Here is a 20,524-nt window from a genome sequence, read left to right on the forward strand (position 1 = left end):
GGAACCTCGGTATGGGTTATGGTGTAGGCGCGGTTTCTTTCACATCACCAGGGATTGGCTCATATGAACCAGGAATTCGAACAGAACCCCTACGCGACACCGGCCAGCCAGTTGCAGCAGCCAGCCTCGGGGCCGAGCGCCCCCGGCATCGAGGAGGCCCTGGCACGCGGCTATAACTTCAGCGTCGACGGGCTGATCAACGAGGCCTGGCGCCTCGTCAAAGGCAGCAAGGGCACCCTGATCGCCGGCGCCATCGTCTACTTTGTGGCGGTCAACCTGACCGGCTTCGTCCTGGGCTTCATCCTGTCTTTCGCCCACCTCGCCATGGGCGGTGCGGCGCCGCTCGGCAACGAGGCGCTGGAGGTCAGCGTCGGTGTCATCTCCAGTGCCCTCTGTTCCCCGCTACTGGTCGGGCTGAACATGATCGGCATCCGCCGCGCCGCCGGCCAGCCCACGACCATCAACGAAATCTTCGTCTACTTCAGCCGCTTCACACCGATCTTCCTGACCGCCCTGGCGGTGAGCGCACTGTTCTATCTGGGCATCCTGCTGCTGTTGCTGCCGGGCATCTACCTGGGGGTCGCCTACGCCCTGGCGGTTCCCCTGGTAGCCGAGCGCGGTCTGTCGCCCTGGCAGGCCATGGAGGCCTCGCGCAAAGCCATCGGCCAGCACTGGTTCAAGGTCTTCGGCCTGTTCCTGGCGCTCGGCCTGATCATGCTGCTCAGCGCCATCCCGCTGCTGATCGGCCTGGTCTGGACGCTGCCGCTGGCCTTCATCGCCATCGGCGTGCTCTACCGCACCATCTTCGGCGTCTTGCCGCCGGCCAACTGAGAAACAGCCCGGAATTGCCCGCCGCCCTGGTTGCCTAGCAGGGCGGCGCTGGCTAGCATCGGACTTTCCCTCTAGCGACTGCCAACGCCCTTGATCGCCGCCGCGCCACCACGCCCCGCCAGCCCGCCGCTGGACACCCGCTACCAGGTGGAAACCCCGGAAGGCATCGACCTGCTCCTGCGCCCGGCCGGGCCGGTGGCCCGCGCCCTGGCCTACCTGATCGACCTGGGCATCCGCGTGCTGCTGATGCTGGTGATGTATATCCTGCTGGCCTTCCTCGGCCAACTGGGCACCGGCCTCGGCCTGTTGCTCACCTTCCTCGTCACCTGGTGGTACATGGTCCTCTTCGAAGTGCTCAACCAGGGGCGTTCGCCCGGCAAGCAGGTCATGGGCCTGCGCGTGGTCCACGACGACGGCACGCCGGTCGGCTGGCCCGCCTCGCTGCTGCGCAACCTGCTGCGCTTCGCCGACATCCTGCCCTTCGGCTACACCCTGGGCCTGCTCGCCTGCCTGTCCAACCCGGCGTTCAAGCGCCTGGGCGACCTGGCCGCCGGTACCCTGGTGATCTACCGCGACCCGCCGCCGAGCCGGCCGCCGGTTCCCCAGGTGCCGCCGCAACTGCCGCCGTGCCCGCTGAGCCTGGCCGAGCAGCGCGCCGTCACCGGCTTCAGCGAACGCGCCGCGGGCCTGTCGGCGGCGCGCCGCGAGGAGCTGGCGGGGATTCTCGCCGAGCCCCTGGGCGTGCCCGCGGAACAGGCCGAGGCGCGCCTGGCCGGCATCGCCAGCGGCCTGCTCGGCGGAGGCCTGGCGCCATGAAGCAGAGCCTGTTCGAGCAGCGCCACCGCAACGACTGGAAACGCTTCGCCAAGCGCCTGGAGCAGTTGGAGAGCGGCAAGCGCGAGGAATCCACCCGCGACGGCGACTTCGCCAGCGACTACCGCAGCCTCTGCCAGCAACTGGCCCTGGCCCAGGACCGCGGCTACAGCAGCCACCTGATCGACCACCTGCAGCAATTGGCCATGCGCGGCCACCAGCAGTTCTACCGCCACCGCAGCCACCTCGGCTCGCGGCTGATCGGCTTCCTGCTGGCCGGCTTCCCGCGCCTGGTGCGCGAAGAGTGGCGCGCCATCGCCGTCGCCAGCCTGCTGTTCTACGGCACCCTGCTGCTCATGGGCGTGCTGGTGTACTGCTTCCCCGACCTGGTCTACAGCGTGCTCAGCGCCGAACGGGTGGCGGAGATGGAAGGCATGTACGCCCCCGACGCCGCACGCCTGGGCCCGCTGGGCGAGCGCGGCGCCGGGGACAACTGGCAGATGTTCGCCTTCTACGTGATGAACAACATCGGCATCGCCTTCCAGACCTTCGCCAGCGGCCTGCTGTTCGGCCTGGGCAGCCTGTTCTTCCTGTTCTTCAACGGCCTGATGATAGGCGCGGTGGCCGGCCACCTGACGCAGATCGGCTACGTGCAGACCTTCTGGTCCTTCGTCATCGGCCACGGCGCCTTCGAGCTGACCGCCGTCACCTTCGCCGGCGCCGCCGGGCTCAAGCTCGGCTGGGCACTGCTCGCCCCGGGGCGCCTGAGCCGCGGCGAGGCACTGCGCCAGGCAGCGGCCAAGGCCATCCAACTGGTCGCCGGGGTGATCCTGCTGCTGCTCGTCGCCGCCTTCGTCGAGGGCTACTGGTCCTCGCTCACGCGCTTCCCGGCCACGGTCAAGTACGGCGTCGGCGCCGCGCTCTGGCTGCTGGTCGGCAGCTACTTCCTGTTCGCCGGACGCCAACGCCATGCGCCTGACTGACGCCAGCGTGGCGATCCGCCCGCGCAGCGCCTGGGAGGCGCTGGACCTCGGCGTGCTCCTGGCGCGGCGGCATGCCGGGCTGCTGATGGCCAGCTGGGCACTGGTCACGCTGCCGGTGTTCGCCGTGCTCAGCCTGTTGCTGTGGGACTACTCCAGCCTGGCCATCCTGATCTTCTGGTGGCTGAAGCCGGCCTTCGAGCGCCTGCCGCTGTACATCCTCTCTCGCGCCCTGTTCGCCGACACCCCGACGCTGCGCGAAGCCCTGCGCGCCTTCCCCGGCCTGCTGCGGCGCCAGCTGCTGCCCAGCCTGCTGTGGCGGCGCTTCAGCCCGACGCGCAGCTTCGACCTGCCGGTGCTGCAACTGGAGGGCCTGGCCGGCGCGGCGCGCAGCCAGCGCCTGGTGGTGCTGGGCCAGCGCAACGCCGGCGGCGCCACCTGGCTGACGGTGGTCGGCATGCACTTCGAGCTGGCCCTGTACCTGGGGCTGATGGCGCTGCTCTACCTGATGCTGCCGCAGCAATGGCTGTCGGACTGGAAATGGCAGGCCCTGCTGGACGCCCTGCAAGGCGACTGGCAGTGGCTGGAGCACCTGTCCAACCTGCTCTACGCGCTGGTCCTGGTGGTCTGGGAGCCGGTCTACGTGGCCTGCGGCTTCACCCTCTACCTCAACCGCCGCACCGAGCTGGAGGCCTGGGACATCGAACTGGTGTTCCGCCGCCTGCGCCAGCGCCTGGTGGGCAGCGCCTACGCCCTGCTGCTGGTGTGCGCCGGCGCCCTGGCGATGCTGCCCGGCAGCGCGCCCTGGGCCGCGGAAAGCGCCACCAGCTGCCCGCTGCCCAACCAGGACCCGAACGGCCCCGAAGCCGCGCGCCTGCTGCACCAGAAGCTGACCAGCGAGCAGTCGCGCCAGGCCGTCGACGCCCTGCTCGACGCCCCGCCCTTCCGCAACAGCGAGACGGTCACCCGCTGGCGCCTGGGCGAGCCGCCCAGGGAGAAGGCCGGCAAGGGCAACGAGGACGACCTCAAGGCCTTCTTCGAGGCCCTGGCCCACTGGCGGCCGCTGGGCCTGATCCTGCAATCGCTGCAGACGCTGCTGTGGGCCGCGCTGATCGCCGCCGTGGTCCTGCTGCTGTGGCGCTACCGCGAATGGCTGCGCCTGTTCGCCAGCCGCCTGGGCCTGCCGCAGAAGGCCCCGCGCGAGGCGCCGGCGGTGCTGTTCGGCCTGGAACTGGCGCCGGAAAGCCTGCCCGAGGACGTCGCCAGCACTGCCGAACGGCTCTGGGACGAGCAGCCCCGCGCGGCGCTGGGCCTGCTCTACCGCGCCCTGCTCAGCCGCCTGCTGCACGACTACCGGGTGCCGCTGCGCGACTCCAGCACCGAAGGTGAAGTGCTGAGCCAGGTGGAAGGCCTGCAGCAACCCGAGCTGGACAGCTACGCGCGGGAGCTGACCGGCCACTGGCAGGCCCTCGCCTACGGCCACCGCCCGCCGCCCGGCGAACTGCGCCAGGCGCTGTGCGACGGCTGGCGCCGGCTGTTCGGCCCGGGAGCGCCGGCATGAACCGCTCCACCCGCTGGCTGCTCGGCGTGCTGGTGCTGCTGGTCGGCGCCGCCGTGGCCTGGTACCTGTACCAGAACCTGCGGCCCTACCCGGAGAAGATCGAACACGGCCCCTCCCCCGAGGTGCGGGCCAACCCCTACCTGGCCGCCGAACGCTTCCTCCGCGGCCGCGGCCTGCGGGTCGACAGCGCCAAGGGCCTGGAGGTGCTCGACAACCTGCCCAGCCAGGGCCACACCCTGATCCTGCTGGGCGGCCGCGAGAACGTCACCCCCGCGCAGAACCGCGCCCTGCTCGACTGGGCGCGCCGCGGCGGCCACCTGATCGTCACCGCCGAGCGCCTGTGGGACGAGAAGGACGGCAAGAGCGGCGACCTGCTGCTCGACCCACTGGGCATCCAGCAATACCTGACCGAGGACCTGGACAAGGGCGCCAGCGCCGACAAGCCCGAGGCCGATGGCGAGGCCACGCCGCCGGCCAAGGTGCCGCCGCCCAAGGGCGTCGAGCAGCCAGCGTCCCCCGCGGCGGACCCGGCCAAGGCCGGCGAAGAAGAGGACGCCGACGCCTACCCGGACCTGACCAAGCTCTACCTGGAGAACGAGCAGGCCCCGGCCTACATCGGCTTCGACACCGAGTACCACCTCTACGACTCGAAGAACCTCGCCTACGCCTGGGCCAACAGCCACGACGCCACCCACCTGCTGCAACTGCAGCTGGGCGACGGCCTGGTCACGGTGCTGACCGACAACTGGATCTGGCAGACCGCCAACCTCGACGCCTACGACAACGCCTGGCTGCTCTGGTACCTGACCCAGGACAGCGCCGTCACCCTGGTCTACCGCGCCGACGGCGACAGCCTGCTCAACCTGCTGCTGCGCAACTACCCGCAGGCGCTCGTCGCCCTCGCCCTGCTGCTGGCGCTGCTGCTGTGGCGCGCCGGCCAGCGCCAGGGCCCGCTGCAACCGGTGCCCAGCCGCGCCCGCCGGCAACTGGTGGAACACCTGCGCGCCGGCGCCGACTTCCTGCTCCGCCAGCGCGGCCACGTGGCCCTGGTGCAAGGCCTGCAGCGCGACGTGCTGCGCCGCGCGCGGCAGCGCCAGCCGGGCTTCGAACGCCTGCCGATCGCCGAACAGTGGCAACTGCTCGGGCGCATGACGCGCCTGCCGGTCAGCGCCATCAGCCAGGCCATGCGGCCCTACCCGGCGCCACGCATGAGCGCCGCCGAATTCACCCGCCAGGTCGCCCACCTGCAAAGCCTCAGGAATGCCCTATGAGCGAACAGACGCCCGAACCCAGCGCCACCCCGTCCGCCAACCCGGCGGCCCAGCGCCAGCGCGCCAGCCAGCTGGCCCAGGCCCTGCGCCACGAACTGCAGAAGGCCCTGATCGGCCAGGTCGGGGTGATCGACGACGTGCTCACCGCCCTGCTCGCCGGCGGCCACATCCTGGTCGAGGGCGTGCCGGGGCTGGGCAAGACGCTCCTGGTGCGCGCCCTGGCCCGTTGCTTCGACGGCGCCTTCGCGCGCATCCAGTTCACCCCCGACCTGATGCCCAGCGACGTCACCGGCCACGCCGTGTACGACCTGGCCAGCGAGCAGTTCAAGCTGCGCAAGGGCCCGGCCTTCACCAACCTGCTGCTGGCCGACGAGATCAACCGCGCCCCGGCCAAGACCCAGGCGGCGCTGCTGGAAGTGATGCAGGAACGCCAGGTCACCCTGGAGGGCCGTGCCCTGCCGGTGCCGCAGCCGTTCATGGTGCTGGCCACGCAGAACCCCATCGAGCAGGAAGGCACCTACCCGCTGCCCGAGGCCGAACTGGACCGCTTCATGCTCAAGCTGCGCATGGACTACCCGCAGGAGGCCGAGGAACAGACCCTGGTGCGCCAGGTGACGCGCTCGGCGCGCAGCGACATGCTCGACGTGGCGCCGCTGCGCCCGCTGCTCAAGGACAAGGACGTGCTGGCGCTGCAGAAGATCGCCGCCGACCTGGCCATCGACGACCAGGTGCTCGACTACGCCGTGCGCATCGCCCGCACCACCCGCAGCTGGCCCGGCCTGGCCCTGGGCGCCGGGCCCCGCGCCTCCATCGCCCTGGTGCGCTGCGCCCGCGCCCGCGCGCTGCTGCGCGGCGGCGACTTCGTGATTCCGGACGACGTGAAAGGCTGCGCCCTGGCCGTGCTGCGCCACCGCGTGCGGCTGTCGCCGGAGCTGGACATCGAAGGCCTGTCGGTGGACCAGGTGCTGCAACAGCTGCTCGACCAGGTACCGGCGCCGCGCCTATGAAGCCATCGCGCGTCCTGCTCGCGCTGCTCGCCGCGCTGGCCCTGGCCGCCATCGGCCTGGGCAGCGCCACGGCCCTGGGCAGCCCGGCGCCGGCCTGGCTGCAACAGCTGTGGTGGGGCCTGCTGCTGGCCCTGCTCGGCCTGACCCTGGGCGACGCCCTGTGGCTGCGCCGCCTGCCCAGCCCGCGCCTGCAACGCCAACTGGCCGGCAACCTGCCGCTGGGGCGCTGGAGCGAGGTGCGCCTGCAACTGCAGCATGGCTTCGATCAGCGCCTGCGGGTGACGCTGTTCGACCACCTGCCTTCGGGCATGGACTTCGAGCACCTGCCCCTGGCCGCGGAACTGCATCCGGGCGAGACCACCCAGCTCGGCTACCGCGTGCGGCCGCTGCAGCGCGGCCACTTCGTCTTCCCCCGCTGCGAGCTGGAACTGCCCAGCCCGCTGCGCCTGTGGCGCGGCCGGCGCTTCCTCGAGGTGCGCGACGAAACCCGCGTCTACCCCGACTTCGCGCGCATCTACGGCGCCGAGCTGATGGCCGTGGACCACTGGCTAAGCCGCATTGGCGTGCGCCCCGGCCAGCGCCGCGGCCTGGGCCTGGAATTCCACCAGTTGCGCGAATTCCGCGACGGCGACACCCTGCGCCAGATCGACTGGAAGGCCACCGCGCGCAAACGCACGCCCATCGCCCGCGAATACCAGGACGAACGCGACCAGCAGATCCTCTTCCTGCTCGACTGCGGCCGCCACATGCGCAGCAAGGACGGCGACCTCTCGCACTTCGACCACGCCCTCAACGCCAGCCTGCTGCTGGCCTACGTGGCCCTGCGCCAGGGCGACGCCGTGGGCCTGCAGACCTTCGCCGGCGAGCGGCCGCGCCACCTGCCGCCGGCCAAGGGCAATGCCCAGCTGGGCGCGCTGCTCAACGCCGTCTACGACCTGGACAGCAGCCAGCGCCCGGCGGACTACGCCGCCGCCGTGCAGGCCCTGCTCACGCGCCAGCGCCGCCGCGCCCTGGTGGTGCTGGTGACCAACCTGCGCGACGAGGACGACGAGGAACTGCTGGGCGCGGTGCGCCGCCTGGGCCGCCAGCACCGCGTGCTGGTCGCCAGCCTGCGCGAGGAAGTGCTCGACCAGTTGCGGCAAACGCCGGTGCAGGGCTACGAGGAAGCGCTGACCTATTGCGGCGCCCTGGACTACCTGAACGCCCGCGCCGGCCTGCACGAGAAACTGCTGGCCAATGGCGTGCCGGTGCTGGACGCCAGGCCCAGCCAGCTGGGTCCGGAACTGGTCAGTCGCTACCTGGGCTGGAAGCGCGCCGGGACGCTGTGACCGGCGCCTGCATTGCGCGTAGGTTCCAGGGAAGCACGGATGTAGGAGCGGACTCCGTCCGCGATTGGATTCACCGGCCCCGCCGGACGTCCCGGTGGCACGGCCGACGGTGGCGATGGGTATCGCTTCGCTCAACACCATCCTACGACGGCGTTTCTCCCGCACTCGTAGGAGCGGACCTTGTCCGCGATAGCCTGGCGTATCGGCGCGATTCGCGGATGAGATCCGCTCCTACGGGTCGCCCCACACGCCACGCACATGTAGGAGCGCGCCCTGCGCGCGAATCGCGGGCAGGGCCCGTCCTACACGTATCATTCGCGTACCGCCGATATTTCCCTTTCCTTCACTACCGCCCAGGTCGGTTCAGCGCATCCCGCGGCTCAGACCGACTCCACCTGGCGGCGAAAACTGAAATAACGGCGCAGCGCTTCGACCAGCTCGACGTACTCCGCCGGCGGCGCCACCAGGCTGAAGCCGGAGTCGAAGCTGCCCGGGGTGACGTCTTCGTGGCACCACTGGCAGGTGCCGCTGAAGTCGATGTGCTGGAGCTTGCCGTCCTGCCCGGGAATCTTCAGGCGCATGTCGAATCGCCCGCCCACCAGCATCGGCAGCTGGCTGATCAGCAGCATGCCGTCCAGCGATACGTTGCCCAGGTAGCCCATGGGCTTGTCGGTGATGCTATTGAACACCTTCAGGTAGTACGGCAGCTGATGGCGCTCTATGTGTCGTTGATGACGCATAATGGCTATTCGCTATGAGTTTTACCCAGTATGACGGCGCGACCGCCCTGCGGCCAGCACTAACGGCAACCTTCGGCCACCCGCTCGGCCAGCGAGCGACGAGCGGCATCGATCTGCTCGTCGCTATAGTAGAGGCGTTCACCCTTGGTATCTGTGGAGTAGTAGCGACCTCCGCGCTGCAAGGTCGCCAACTGGTCGCGCAGGCGGTCGCACTCGGCGCCCGCCTTGGCCTGCTGCTCGGCGGCACGGCTGCGCGCCGCGGCCTGCTCCTCGCTGCGCGCCTGGTAGAACTGGCGGGTACGCTCCTCGCGCTCGCGCGTGGCGGCATCGCGTTCGACCACCTGCGGCCGGACTTCGACGCGCTGGGCGCCGGGCGGCGGGGTTTCGCTGAAATGCACCTTGCCCTGGGCATCGGTCCAGCGATAGATGTCGGCCGCTGCCAGCAAGGAGGCCAGGGCCATGCACAGGCACAGCAACGCACGCATCGCAACCCCCTCCTTGAAGGCAGCCTCTTGAGCTTAGCGAGCACCCGGGCCCGCTCAAGGCGGCAACGACCGGCGGTCAGGGACGCACCGGCAACGGTTGGGCGGCCTCGCCCGTCAGGCGCCCATTCTGGCGCAGCGTCTCCAGGCGCGCCTTGGCGCGGTAGGCATATTCGCTGCTCGGGTAGCGGGCGATGATGAAATCGTAGGTCTGCGCCGCGTCGACGTAGTACTTCTGGCGCTCCAGGCACAGGCCGCGGAGCATCGAGATCTCCGGCTGCAGCCAGGGCCGCGCGCGGCTCTTGCGCTCGGCGCGCGACAGGTCGAGCATCACCTGCTCGCAATCGCCGCGCTCGTAGGCGCGGTAGGCGTTGTCCAGGTTCTTGTTGGTCGACCAGCTGTTGCAGCCGGTAACACTCGCCGCCAGGGCCAGGATGCACAGGGTTCGCATGGGGCATATCCTCCGTTGGGAACTGTATCGGCGCGCCTTGGCCGCGCTGAAGGGCATCACTAGACTGCGCAGGGAACCCGCCCCGGCGCCAAGGAGATGCCATGCGCTTGCACCCCGCCCTGCCCCTCGCCGTCCTGCTGGGCCTGCTGGCCGCCTGCTCGCCGACCACCCCGCTGTTCGTCGCCCAGGTCACCACCGGCGAAGTCGCCGAGTACAAGAAGCTCAAGAGCGACCGCATGACCGCCGCGGTGGAAGAGGAAGGCGACCTGCTCACCTACAGCGCCCAGGCCATCCGCGACAACCAGAGCGCCGAGGCCGAGCGGCTCTACCTCAGCGGCTACGACAATAGCCGCTACAGCCCGGACGTGCGCGCCATCGCCCTGTACCAGATCGGCCTGATCTACATGAGCCGCTACAACGACCAGCGCGACGACGCCAAGGCCTTGGACTACTTCCAGCGCATCGACCGCGAGTTCCCCGGCACCGCCGCGGCCAGCCACGCCGACGCGCGCATCCTGATGATCCGCCAGCGGGCGAAGGAGCCGGTGCAGAAGAACGCCCGCGAGCTGCTGGCCACCTGGAAGCCGCAGCAGAACCTCGACCTGAACAAGACCAGCCTCGACCCGGACATGACCCTGCTGTCGCGCCGCGCGGTGCTCAAGGACCGCGTCGCCGAGGCCGAGCAGCTGTACCTGCTGGCGGTCAACGACCCGGCCATCCCCGCCGACATCAAGCAGAAGGCGCTGTACCAACTGGGCCTGATGTACATGGCCCCCGACAACCCGCACCCCAGCCGCGCCAAGGCCATCGGCTACCTGCGCCACCTGCTGGTGGACTACCCCGACGGCGAGCTGGCGAACAAGGCCGCGCGCCACCTGGACCAGGCGCTGAACCAGGGCGGCGACTGACGCAGGTCAAGCCGGGCCGGCTACGCTTGCACTGCAATGGCAGCAGCCAAGCGAGGAGCCGACCATGAAACTGCAGCACCTGCTGGTGGTCATCGACCCCACCCGCGACGACCAGCCAGCCTTGACCCGCGCCCAGTGGATCGCCGAGCGCAGCGGCGCCAGCGTGGCGCTGCTGGTGTGCGACTACAACCCGGCGCTGGACAACGGCCTGCTGATCCCGCAGCACGAACTGGAGCGGGTGCGCATCCTGCAGCAGACCGAGCGCCTGGACTGGCTCGACAAGCTGGCCGCGCCGCTGCGCCAGGCCGGCCTGGACGTGCGCTGCCACACCCGCTGGGGCAAGCCGCTGTACCGCGAGATACTCGCCGCGGTGGCCGAGCACCAGCCCGACCTGGTGCTCAAGTCCAGCAGCCGCCACGGCCTGCTCAAGCGCCTGTTCCTGACCAACACCGACTGGCAGCTGATCCGCCATTGCGAGACGCCGCTGTGGCTGGTCCACCACGGCACCTGGGAAGGGCGCAAGCTGTGCGCCGCCCTCGACCCGCTGCACGAGGGCGACAAGCCGGCGAAGCTGGACCGCCGGCTGATCGCCGCGGCGCTGGAGCTGAACCGCCGCCTGGGCCTGCACGCGAGCTACCTGCACGCCTACGTGGCGTTGCCGCAGACCCTGGCCTTCGACGCCCAGCTGCTGGGCAGCTACGACGAACACCTGAAGGCCACCGAAGCACACCACCGCCAGGCCCTGCACATGCTGATGGCCGCCCACCCGGCCATGGCCGCCGGCGACACACACCTGCTGCAGGGCTTCCCCGAGGAGGTGATCCCCGAGTTCGTCCGCAACCAGGGCATCGACCTGCTGCTGATGGGCGCAGTGGCCCGTGGCCAGCTGGAGAGCGCGCTGATCGGCCACACCGCCGAGCGCGTGCTGGAAGAAGTCGAGTGCGACCTGCTGGTGCTCAAGCCGGCAGGCGAACCGTCATCGGAAAAGGGGTAAGATGGCCGCCGGGCCGGCCCGGCTCCCGCCGCCGGCCCGCTCGCTCGTCTTCCAAGGAGTCCCGCATGTCCGTCCGCCGCACCAAGATAGTCGCCACCCTCGGCCCAGCCAGCCAGTCCCCCGAAGTCCTCGAGCAGCTGATCCTCGCCGGGATCGACGTCGCCCGCCTGAACTTCTCCCACGGCACCCCCGACGAGCACCGTGCCCGCGCCCAACTGGTGCGCGACCTGGCCGCCAAGCATGGCCGCTTCGTCGCCCTGCTCGGCGACCTGCAAGGGCCGAAGATCCGCATCGCCAAGTTCGCCAACAAGCGCATCGAACTGGCCGTGGGCGACAGCTTCCGCTTCTCCACCAGCCACCCGCGCGACGCCGGCACCCAGGAAGTCGTGGGCATCGACTACCCGGACCTGGTCAAGGACTGCGGCGTGGGCGACGAGCTGCTGCTGGACGACGGCCGCGTGGTCATGGTGGTGAAGCAGGTGAAGGCCGACGAGCTGGTCTGCGAAGTGCTGATCGGCGGCCCGCTGTCCGACCACAAGGGCATCAACCGCCGCGGCGGCGGCCTGACCGCGCCGGCCCTGACCGAAAAGGACAAGGCCGACATCAAGCTGGCCGCGAGCATGGACCTGGACTACGTCGCCGTGTCCTTCCCGCGTGACGCCAAGGACATGGAATACGCCCGCAGCCTGCTCCAGGAGGCCGGCGGCAAGGCCTGGCTGGTGGCCAAGATCGAACGCGCCGAAGCGGTGGCCGACGACGAGGCGCTGGACGGCCTGATCCGCGCCAGCGACGCGGTGATGGTGGCCCGCGGCGACCTCGGCGTGGAAATCGGCGACGCCGAGCTGGTCGGCATCCAGAAGAAAATCATCCTGCACGCCCGCCGCTACAACAAGGCGGTGATCACCGCGACGCAGATGATGGAGTCGATGATCCACAACCCGATGCCGACCCGCGCGGAAGTCTCGGACGTGGCCAACGCCGTGCTCGACTACACCGACGCCGTGATGCTCTCGGCCGAGAGCGCCGCCGGCGAGTACCCGGTGGAAGCGGTCCAGGCCATGGCGCGCATCTGCCAGGGCGCGGAAAAGCATCCGACCACCAAGAAATCCAGCCACCGCCTGGGCCAGACCTTCGAGCGCTGCGACGAGAGCATCGCCCTGGCGGCCATGTACACCGCCAACCATTTCCCGGGCATCAAGGCGATCATCTGCCTCACCGAAAGCGGCTACACCCCGCTGATCATGTCGCGCATCCGCTCCTCGGTGCCGATCTTCGCCTACTCCCCGCACCGCGAGACCCAGGCCCGCGTGGCGCTGTTCCGCGGCGTCGAGACCATCCCCTTCGACCCGGCCGCGCTGCCGCCGGAGCGCGTCAGCCAGGAAGCCGTGGACGCGCTGCTGCAACGCGGCGTGGTGACCAAGGGCGACTGGGTGATCCTGACCAAGGGCGACAGCTACACCACCCAGGGCGGCACCAACACCATGAAGGTGCTGCACGTGGGGGACCTGTTGGTCTGAGTGGGATGGTGAGTGATGGAGGCCGCCTTTGGGCGGCCTTTGTTTTTTTGGGGAGGGAGTCACCTGTGGTTCATTACTTTCGCCCAGCCCCGCACCCTCTCCCCAGCCCTCGGCTGCGCGCCCCGCCCTGAAGGGAGAGGGGGCCGTCCGTGCCAACGGGGATAATGGTTTTCGCCGGCAACACCAAAGTTGCCGGAAAGCACCGCGATTACAGTTCGCGCCGAACCAGTCCCCTCTCCCTTCAGGGAGAGGGTTAGGGAGAGGGCAGCGGCCAAGCCACCATCCAAAACCAACCGGCGTGCGCCCCCATCGCCACGGCCGCCTTCAAGTCAGTTGATCAAAACCCGGCCAGAGCCACCCAACCCCAGCAACCACGCGCCCCCGGCCCTTCCGCCCCAAGCTTATCCACAGGCCTTCCCACAGTTATTGTGGGCAAGCCCGGTGCGCTGATCGCACAGCTCGCGCCACCGGCTGACTGTAGGACAATCCCAGCAAATCAGGCACTTACGAAGGCCCCGGCCGGCAGCGGAACGGGCGATGGATCAAATACCGCACAACATCGCCCAACCCAGGCCCGGCGGGCGCCCGGGCAGTTGGCCCCAAGGTTATGCACAGCTCTGCCCACAGTTTCTGTGGGCAGCTGGCCAGCTCAGGCGAGGCGCGAGAAGTCCGGCTGGCGGCGCTGGGTGAAGGCGCTCAGGGCCTCCAGGGCTTCCGGCGAACTCAGGCGCTGGACGAACAGTTCGCCCTCTTCCGCCACCACCTTGCGCAGCTCGTCCATGTACGGCGCCTTGAGCAGGCGCTTGCTCAGCGCCAGGGCCGCCGGCGGCAGGGCCTGCAGGCTCTGGGCCGCTTCGCGGGCGCGTTCGAGGGCGGCGGCGCCGTCGGCCAGGGCTTCGTTGGCTATGCCGAAGGCCACCGCCTGTTCACCGCTGAAGCCGTCGCCGCGCATCAGCAGACTGGCGGCGCGAACGTGGCCGAGCAGGCGCGGCACCAGGAAGCTGGAGCCGAACTCCGGGCACAGGCCGAGGTTGACGAAGGGCATCTTCAGCTTGGCGCCGCGGGCCACGAAGACCTGGTCGCAGTGCAGCAGCAGGGTGGTGCCGATGCCCACCGCCGGGCCGGCCACCGCCGCCAGCACCGGCTTGCTGAACTCCATCAGCGCGCGCATGAAGCGGAACACCGGGCTGTCCTGGCCGCTGGGCGGGTACTGGAGGAAATCGTGGATGTCGTTGCCGGCGGTGAAGCACTCGGCGTTGCCGGCGATCAGCACCACGCGCACGCCACGGTCGTGCTCGGCGGCCTCCAGGGCGTCGGCCAGGGCCGCGTACATTTCCCGGGTCAGCGCGTTCATCTTGTCCGCGCGGTTCAGGCGCAGGGTCAGCAGGCCCTGCTCGCGCTCGACGAGAATCTGTTGGCTCATGGCAACTCCTTGGCAGCAGGCTGTGGCGGCCGGGCTCTGCGACCCGGCTCAGGCGTGGGAGAGGAACAGGTCGGCCAGGGTCTGGCCGCGCGGCACCCCGGCCAGGTACAGGTGGCGGGCGAAGCGCTCGACGCTGGCGGGCTGGCCACAGAGTAAGGCGATGCTTCGCCGCGAGACAAGGCGGAATTGCGCCAGATGCGCGTCCAGATCGGCCGGCAGCGCCAGCGCCACCTGCAGGTCGGGATGGGCCGCGGCCAGCGCCGCCAGCTCCGCCGCCAGGTAGTGCTCGGCCGGCGTGCGCGCCAGGTGCAGCAGGCGGATCGGCCCCTGGTGCCCTTCGTCCAGGGCCTGGCGCAGGATGCCCCACAGCGGCGCCAGGCCGGTGCCGCTGGCCATCAGCAGCAGCGGTCGCTCCTGCCATTCGGCGTCGTAATGCAACGCGCCGCCGCGCAACTCGCCCAGGCGCAGTTCGTCGCCCCCCCGCAGCTGGCGCGCCGCGTCGCAGAAGGCGCCGGGGGCCTGGCAGGCGATGTGGAATTCCAGCCAGGGCTCGGCGCCCGGCAGGCTGGCCAGGGAATAGGGCCGCGCCACCTCACCCAGCCACAGCACCAGGTGCTGGCCGGCGCGGTAGCGCAAGGGGCGTTGCGGCTGCAGGCGCAGACGCAGGATGTCCGCCGCTGGCCAATCCAGCTCGGCGACCGTCGCCGGCAGGCCGTCACGCTGGGGGTCGAAGACCTCGACGGCGCAGTCCGCCACCACCCGGCACTGGCAGGCCAGGCGCCAGCCCTCGGCGCGGCGCGCGGCGTCCAGCGCCTCGGGGCGATCGTCGAGCAGCTCGCCGCCGCTGCAGCGCAGCAGGCAGGCATGGCAACTGCCCGCGCGGCAGCTGTAGGGAATGGCGATCCCCTCGGCGCGCAGGGCATCCAGCAGGTTGCTTCCGGTGGCCACTTCCCAGTGTCGGCCGTCGGCACGCAGTTCAGGCATCGCTCTCCTCCCATGCCGCCTCGCAGCGATTGCGTCCGCTGCGTTTGGCACGGTAGAGCGCCTGGTCGGCCCGCTGCAAGGCCTCGTCGAGATCGTCGCCGCTGTGCAGCAGCGTCATGCCGGCGGAAAGGCTCAGCACCGGCATCTCCACGCCCATCGGCTCGGCCGCCGCATAGGCCTGGCGCAGGCGCTCGCAGCAGGCGGCGAGGCGGTCGCTGTCGGCCTCGGGCAGCAGCAGCACGAACTCCTCGCCGCCGTAGCGCGCCAGCACGTCGCCCTCCCGCAGGCAGGCCCGCGCCACTGCGGCGAAGGTCTGCAGCACGCGGTCGCCGGCGGAATGGCCGTGGACGTCGTTGATGCGCTTGAAGTGGTCCAGGTCGATCAGCGCCAGGCCGTGGCGCTGCCCCTCGTCCAGATCGTCCAGCGCGCGTCCGGCCAGGCGCAGGAAGTGGCGGCGGTTGAACAACCCGGTGAGTTCGTCGGTGGCCACCAGGTCTTCCAGCTGGCGCATCATCCCGCGCAGGGTGTCCTGGTGCGCCTGCAGCGCGTAGCGGCGTTGGCGCATGCGCTGGCGCAGGGCCTGCACGTAGCCGGCGAACAGCGTCAGCCAGACCAGCACGATGAACAGCACCAGCAGCTGCAGCACGGCCTGCCCGGGCAATTGCAGACGCTGGCGGAAGGCCTCCCAGAGATTGAGGCCGGCGAAGGCGATGAAGGCCAGGCCCGCGCAACGGGCGAACACCCGCGGCTGCAACTGGAACACGCCGAACAGCAGGATCAGCACGTAGAGCACCATCAGGGTGCCGCGCACGCTGTCGACGTGGGCCAGGAAGAAGGTGGTCCAGACCAGCGCCACCAGCACCTGCGGCTCGGTCAGGCTGGCGTCGACGAAGCGCTGGTTGCGGCCGCTGGCGAATAGCCAGAAGAACACCGCCTGGCTGGCCACGGCGCACAGGGTGGCGGCCAGCGCCAACGCCGGGGAGCCATGGTAGAAGTCGCCGATCACGGTCAGCCAGAGCAGCAGCAGGGCCATCGCGTAGGTGCCGAGGGCCATGCCGAACCGCCTGAACAATAGTTTTTGGAGGGCGCGCTGCTTCAGCGGGGAACTCGGTGTGCTCATGGGGGCTCCATCCCGTAATGGCACTTGGACCTCACTCTACTATCAAAGCCACAGCATGCCTAGCCGACCGGAAAGTGGGCGCTTGCCGCCCCTGCCGACCAAGGTCGGATCGCCGGCGCGTGCGCCCGGCCCTGGCACGGCGCTATACTACGGCGCCCTTTTTGCGCCGGTGCCTGACCGGACGCGTTCGGTGTACGTGGCTTAGCCGCCTGAGATTCCCGCCTGACATACCCGCCTGAAGAGGACCGTGCTCCATGGCCGTGATCAAGCAAGACGACCTCATCCAGAGCGTCGCCGATGCCCTGCAGTTCATCTCCTACTACCACCCGGTCGATTTCATCCAGGCCATGCATGAGGCGTACCTGCGCGAAGAATCGCCGGCCGCCCGCGATTCCATGGCGCAGATCCTCATCAACTCGCGCATGTGCGCCACCGGCCACCGCCCGATCTGCCAGGACACCGGCATCGTCACCGTGTTCGTCCGCGTCGGCATGGACGTGCGCTGGGACGGCGCCACCATGAGCGTCGACGACATGATCAACGAAGGCGTGCGCCGCGCCTACAACCTGCCGGAGAACGTCCTGCGCGCCTCTATCCTGGCCGACCCGGCAGGTGCGCGTAAGAACACCAAGGACAACACCCCGGCGGTGATCCACTACTCCATCGTCCCGGGCGACACCGTGGAAGTGGACGTCGCGGCCAAGGGCGGCGGCTCCGAGAACAAGTCGAAGATGGCCATGCTCAACCCGTCCGACTCCATCGTCGACTGGGTGCTCAAGACCGTCCCGACCATGGGCGCCGGCTGGTGCCCGCCGGGCATGCTCGGCATCGGCATCGGCGGTACCGCCGAAAAGGCCGCGGTGATGGCGAAGGAAGTCCTGATGGACCCGATCGACATCCACGAACTGAAGGCCCGTGGCCCGCAGAACCGCATCGAGGAACTGCGCCTGGAGCTGTTCGACAAGGTCAACCAGCTGGGCATCGGCGCCCAGGGCCTGGGCGGCCTGACCACCGTGCTCGACGTGAAGATCATGGACTACCCGACCCACGCCGCCTCGCTGCCGGTGTGCATGATCCCCAACTGCGCCGCCACCCGCCACGCCCACTTCGTGCTCGACGGCTCCGGCCCGGCCGAGCTGGAAGCCCCGCCGCTGGACGCCTACCCGGAAATCGTCTGGGAAGCCGGCCCCTCCGCGCGCCGCGTCGACCTGGACAAGATCACCCCGGAAGAAGTGCAGAGCTGGAAGCCGGGCGAGACCCTGCTGCTCAACGGCAAGATGCTCACCGGCCGCGACGCCGCGCACAAGCGCATGGTCGACATGCTGAACAAGGGCGAAGAACTGCCGGTGGACCTGAAGGGCCGCTTCATCTACTACGTCGGCCCGGTCGACCCGGTAGGCGACGAAGTGGTCGGCCCGGCCGGCCCGACCACCGCCACCCGCATGGACAAGTTCACCCGGCAGATCCTGGAAAGCACAGGCCTCTTGGGCATGATCGGCAAGTCCGAGCGCGGCCCGATCGCCATCGAGGCGATCAAGGACAACAAGGCCGTGTACCTGATGGCCGTCGGCGGCGCCGCCTACCTGGTGGCCCAGGCGATCAAGAAGTCCAGGGTCCTGGCCTTCGCCGAACTGGGCATGGAAGCGATCTACGAGTTCGACGTGAAGGACATGCCGGTGACCGTGGCGGTCGACACCAACGGCGAGTCGGTGCACATCACCGGCCCGGCGATCTGGAAAGACAAGATCGCCCACAGCCTGGCGGTGGAAGTGAAGTAAGCCTTCGCTTTCGCGCCAGGAAGAAGCCCGGCCATGCGCCGGGCTTTTTCATATCTGCGGAAACCGTAGGGCGGATAACGCCCCAGGCGTTATCCGCCACCGCGCCAACGTCAACGGCGGATAACCGCGAACGGTCATCCGCCCTACGATCCGATGGGTTGGCCGATGCAGCGCGCGAAGATGCGTTCCAGCGCCCTGTAGTCGCAGAGCACTGCGTCGATATTGGCGCCAATCCACTCGTTCTCTTCCACCGCCCACCAACTGACCTCGAAGCCGACGTTGACGATCAGGTGCTCGAACAGGATGCGCTGGGCCCGGCCATTGCCCTCGCGGAACGGGTGGATCATGTTGAGGTCGCCGTAATGCTCGGCCACGGCCACTATCAGTCGCTCACGCTCATGGCCCTCGAACCAGTTGGCTCGCGCCATGGCGCGGAAAATCTTGTCCGCTTCCGGTTCGATGCGATTGACGTTGCAAAAAAGGGTGTCGCGCTTGGAGATATCCACGCTGCGAATCTGCCCGGCCCAGTCGTAGAGGTCCTGGAACAGGACATGGTGGATGCGTTTCAGGTATGCCAGGTCGTAAGGCGGCGGTTCGAAGTCGAGATGGCTGGCGGCGATTTCGGAAAGGTCGCGCTCGGCGCGGGACAACAGGTCATCGCTGTGAAGATCGAGGCGATTGCGCAGGACGTTCGTACCCGGATAGCAGTACGGGTCCTGGCCGGCGCCGTACTTGTCCAGGCTCAGGCCTGCTTGCGGTAGGCGCGCAGGACCGCTTCGCGGCTGGGCAATTCGCGGGCGGCGTCGCTCTCAGTAACTTCGTAGCCTTCCAGACGCAGGCTGGCCGCGTAGTTGGAACGACGGGTCTTGGCGCAGTAGGCCTTCTTGGCTTCCAGGCTGGGGGTTTTCACCAGTCGATGCCTCGCTTCAGGGGCTGAAATTCCATTATACGTGAGCTGGCGCGACTTGGCCGCGTATTCCCCGGCGCGGATTCCTCCGCGATTGCACCAAGGCGCTCTTCGTAGGATGGGTTGAGCTTGCGAAACCCATGCGGTTGCGCTGATGGGTATCGCTTCGCTCAACGCCATCCTACGAAAAGCGCCACCTGCGGCATTCCCATGTAGAAGCGCGCCCTGCGCGCGAAATCGCGGGCAGGGCCCGCTCCTACAGGGTCGGGGATCAGGCGCTGCGCGGCACCCGGCTCAGTTGCGCTGATGGGTATCGCTTCGCTCAACGCCATCCTACGAAAAGCGCCGCCTGCGGCATTCCCATGTAGGAGCGCGCCCTGCGCGCGAAATCGCGGGCAGGGTCCGCTCCTACAGGGCCGGGGATCAGGCGCTGCGCGGCACCCGGCTCAGCTCCACGATGTTGTCGCGGCGCTGGGACAGGTAGCGGGTGCAGCTCACGCGCAGGAAGGAGGCGAAGTTGACCACTTCGCCGCGGTAGTCCATCACCTCGTCGTAGAGCTTGGCGATCAGCTGGTTGGTGCTCATGCCGTCCACTTCGGCGATCTCCCGCAGGATGTCCCAGAACTGGTTCTCCAGGCGCAGGGTGGTGACCACGCCGCGGATGCGCAGGGAGCGGGAACGCGACTCGTAGAGGATCGGGTCGGCCTTCACGTAGAGTTCGCACATGCTCTGCCTCCTTCTATAGACGCGAACGCCAGTCTACAGGCTGATCTTCGTGCCGAGCACTTCGAGGAACTTCGCCAGCCACGCCGGGTGCGCCGGCCAGGCCGGAGCGCTGACCAGGTTGCCGTCGACGTGGGCGGCGTCCACCGGGATGTCCACGTATTCGCCGCCGGCCAGCTTCACTTCCGGGCCGCAGGCCGGGTAGGCGCTGCAGGAACGGCCTTTCAGCACGCCGGCCGCGGCCAGCAGCTGGGCGCCGTGGCAGACGGCGGCGATGGGTTTCTTGGCGGCGTCGAAGGCCTTCACCAGTTCGATCACCCTGGCGTTCAGGCGCAGGTATTCCGGGGCGCGGCCACCGGGGATCAGCAGCGCGTCGTAGTCTTCAGCGCGAACAGCAGCGAAGTCGGCATTGAGGGCGAAGTTGTGCCCCGGCTTCTCGCTGTAGGTCTGGTCGCCCTCGAAGTCGTGGATGGCGGTGCGCACGCTCTGCCCGGCCTTTTTGTCCGGGCACACCGCGTGGACGACGTGGCCGACCATCTGCAGCGCCTGGAAGGGCACCATGGTTTCGTAGTCCTCGGCGTAGTCGCCGACCAGCATCAGGATCTTCTTCGCGGCCATCGCAGCATTCCTCCGGGCAGGGGCCCGGCCATGGGTGGCCGGGCATGCCAGACAGGTTAGCCACTCCCCGCCGCGGCGGGTAATAGGC

21 protein-coding genes are annotated in these 20,524 nt (G+C 69.1%); 11 read left to right on the plus strand and 10 right to left on the minus strand.

The window, feature by feature from the left end; translation table 11 throughout:
• The first annotated feature begins 63 nt into the window (after nt 1–63).
• From RN02_RS08455 to RN02_RS08485, 7 genes are all read left to right on the plus strand, one after another.
• Complete coding sequence (locus tag RN02_RS08455) at nt 64–831, plus strand: integral membrane protein (protein ID WP_043314073.1); 768 nt, start codon at nt 64–66, stop codon at nt 829–831.
• Between the two features lie 90 nt (nt 832–921).
• Nucleotides 922–1,647 (plus strand): RDD family protein, encoded by a 726-nt coding sequence (locus RN02_RS08460; protein ID WP_043273289.1) that lies wholly within the window; start codon nt 922–924, stop codon nt 1,645–1,647.
• On the plus strand, nt 1,644–2,627 hold the full coding sequence (locus tag RN02_RS08465; RefSeq protein ID WP_043314106.1) for a stage II sporulation protein M: 984 nt from the start codon (nt 1,644–1,646) through the stop codon (nt 2,625–2,627). The genes RN02_RS08460 and RN02_RS08465 overlap by 4 nt, the downstream gene beginning before the upstream one ends.
• Nucleotides 2,614–4,185 (plus strand): DUF4129 domain-containing protein, encoded by a 1,572-nt coding sequence (locus tag RN02_RS08470; RefSeq protein ID WP_043314074.1) that lies wholly within the window; start codon nt 2,614–2,616, stop codon nt 4,183–4,185. Before RN02_RS08465 ends, RN02_RS08470 begins: the two co-directional genes overlap by 14 nt.
• Nucleotides 4,182–5,456 (plus strand): DUF4350 domain-containing protein, encoded by a 1,275-nt coding sequence (locus RN02_RS08475; protein WP_043314075.1) that lies wholly within the window; start codon nt 4,182–4,184, stop codon nt 5,454–5,456. The genes RN02_RS08470 and RN02_RS08475 overlap by 4 nt, the downstream gene beginning before the upstream one ends.
• Complete coding sequence (locus RN02_RS08480; RefSeq protein WP_009615810.1) at nt 5,453–6,463, plus strand: AAA family ATPase; 1,011 nt, start codon at nt 5,453–5,455, stop codon at nt 6,461–6,463. Before RN02_RS08475 ends, RN02_RS08480 begins: the two co-directional genes overlap by 4 nt.
• Nucleotides 6,460–7,791, plus strand: coding sequence for a DUF58 domain-containing protein (locus RN02_RS08485; RefSeq protein WP_043314076.1), 1,332 nt, complete (start codon nt 6,460–6,462; stop codon nt 7,789–7,791). Before RN02_RS08480 ends, RN02_RS08485 begins: the two co-directional genes overlap by 4 nt.
• 380 nt (nt 7,792–8,171) lie before the next feature.
• On the opposite strand, the gene RN02_RS08490 is transcribed toward RN02_RS08485, so the two are convergent.
• From RN02_RS08490 to RN02_RS08500, 3 genes are all read right to left on the minus strand, one after another.
• Nucleotides 8,172–8,531, minus strand: a complete 360-nt coding sequence (locus RN02_RS08490; protein WP_009615807.1) for a PilZ domain-containing protein — start codon at nt 8,529–8,531, stop codon at nt 8,172–8,174.
• Nucleotides 8,532–8,590: 59 nt separating this feature from the next.
• Nucleotides 8,591–9,016, minus strand: coding sequence for a DUF4124 domain-containing protein (locus tag RN02_RS08495; protein ID WP_043314077.1), 426 nt, complete (start codon nt 9,014–9,016; stop codon nt 8,591–8,593).
• 76 nt (nt 9,017–9,092) lie between these two features.
• A complete protein-coding gene (locus tag RN02_RS08500; protein WP_043314078.1) occupies nt 9,093–9,464 on the minus strand; it encodes a tetratricopeptide repeat protein in 372 nt (123 codons plus the stop codon).
• Between the two features lie 101 nt (nt 9,465–9,565).
• Between RN02_RS08500 and RN02_RS08505 the strand changes: the two genes are divergently transcribed.
• From RN02_RS08505 to pyk, 3 genes are all read left to right on the plus strand, one after another.
• A complete protein-coding gene (locus RN02_RS08505; protein ID WP_043273300.1) occupies nt 9,566–10,372 on the plus strand; it encodes a tetratricopeptide repeat protein in 807 nt (268 codons plus the stop codon).
• 64 nt (nt 10,373–10,436) lie between these two features.
• Entirely contained in the window at nt 10,437–11,366 is a 930-nt protein-coding gene (locus RN02_RS08510) for a universal stress protein (RefSeq protein ID WP_043314079.1), read from the plus strand.
• Between the two features lie 65 nt (nt 11,367–11,431).
• Complete coding sequence (pyk, locus tag RN02_RS08515) at nt 11,432–12,883, plus strand: pyruvate kinase (RefSeq protein WP_043314080.1); 1,452 nt, start codon at nt 11,432–11,434, stop codon at nt 12,881–12,883.
• A gap of 649 nt (nt 12,884–13,532) precedes the next feature.
• On the opposite strand, the gene RN02_RS08520 is transcribed toward pyk, so the two are convergent.
• From RN02_RS08520 to RN02_RS08530, 3 genes are read right to left on the minus strand one after another with little or no spacing between them, the layout of a single operon-like run.
• Nucleotides 13,533–14,306, minus strand: a complete 774-nt coding sequence (locus RN02_RS08520) for an enoyl-CoA hydratase-related protein (protein WP_043314081.1) — start codon at nt 14,304–14,306, stop codon at nt 13,533–13,535.
• A 48-nt stretch (nt 14,307–14,354) separates the two neighbouring features.
• The gene (locus RN02_RS08525) at nt 14,355–15,290 is read right to left on the minus strand and encodes an iron-sulfur-binding ferredoxin reductase (RefSeq protein ID WP_043314082.1); all 936 of its coding nucleotides are present in this window, start codon (nt 15,288–15,290) and stop codon (nt 14,355–14,357) included.
• A complete protein-coding gene (locus tag RN02_RS08530; RefSeq protein ID WP_043314083.1) occupies nt 15,283–16,410 on the minus strand; it encodes a GGDEF domain-containing protein in 1,128 nt (375 codons plus the stop codon). Before RN02_RS08530 ends, RN02_RS08525 begins: the two co-directional genes overlap by 8 nt.
• Before the next feature lie 254 nt (nt 16,411–16,664).
• Here RN02_RS08530 and RN02_RS08535 point away from each other — a divergent pair, with 254 nt between their 5' ends.
• Nucleotides 16,665–18,188 (plus strand): fumarate hydratase, encoded by a 1,524-nt coding sequence (locus tag RN02_RS08535; RefSeq protein ID WP_043314084.1) that lies wholly within the window; start codon nt 16,665–16,667, stop codon nt 18,186–18,188.
• Nucleotides 18,189–18,331: 143 nt separating this feature from the next.
• Here the strand turns inward: RN02_RS08535 and RN02_RS08540 are convergent, their stop codons facing one another.
• The 4 genes from RN02_RS08540 to RN02_RS08550 all read right to left on the minus strand — a co-directional run bounded on the left by RN02_RS08540 (nt 18,332) and on the right by RN02_RS08550 (nt 20,436).
• A complete protein-coding gene (locus RN02_RS08540; protein WP_043314085.1) occupies nt 18,332–18,928 on the minus strand; it encodes a putative adenosine monophosphate-protein transferase Fic in 597 nt (198 codons plus the stop codon).
• 2 nt (nt 18,929–18,930) lie between these two features.
• Nucleotides 18,931–19,098, minus strand: a complete 168-nt coding sequence (locus tag RN02_RS32175; protein WP_009615782.1) for a YhfG family protein — start codon at nt 19,096–19,098, stop codon at nt 18,931–18,933.
• 420 nt (nt 19,099–19,518) lie between these two features.
• The gene (locus RN02_RS08545; protein WP_043314086.1) at nt 19,519–19,821 is read right to left on the minus strand and encodes a ribbon-helix-helix domain-containing protein; all 303 of its coding nucleotides are present in this window, start codon (nt 19,819–19,821) and stop codon (nt 19,519–19,521) included.
• Nucleotides 19,822–19,854: 33 nt separating this feature from the next.
• A complete protein-coding gene (locus RN02_RS08550) occupies nt 19,855–20,436 on the minus strand; it encodes a DJ-1/PfpI family protein (protein ID WP_043314087.1) in 582 nt (193 codons plus the stop codon).
• Between the last annotated feature and the right edge of the window lie 88 nt (nt 20,437–20,524).

Source organism: Pseudomonas sp. PI1 (assembly GCF_000812405.1).
In the GTDB taxonomy this organism is placed as follows: domain Bacteria; phylum Pseudomonadota; class Gammaproteobacteria; order Pseudomonadales; family Pseudomonadaceae; genus Pseudomonas; species Pseudomonas citronellolis.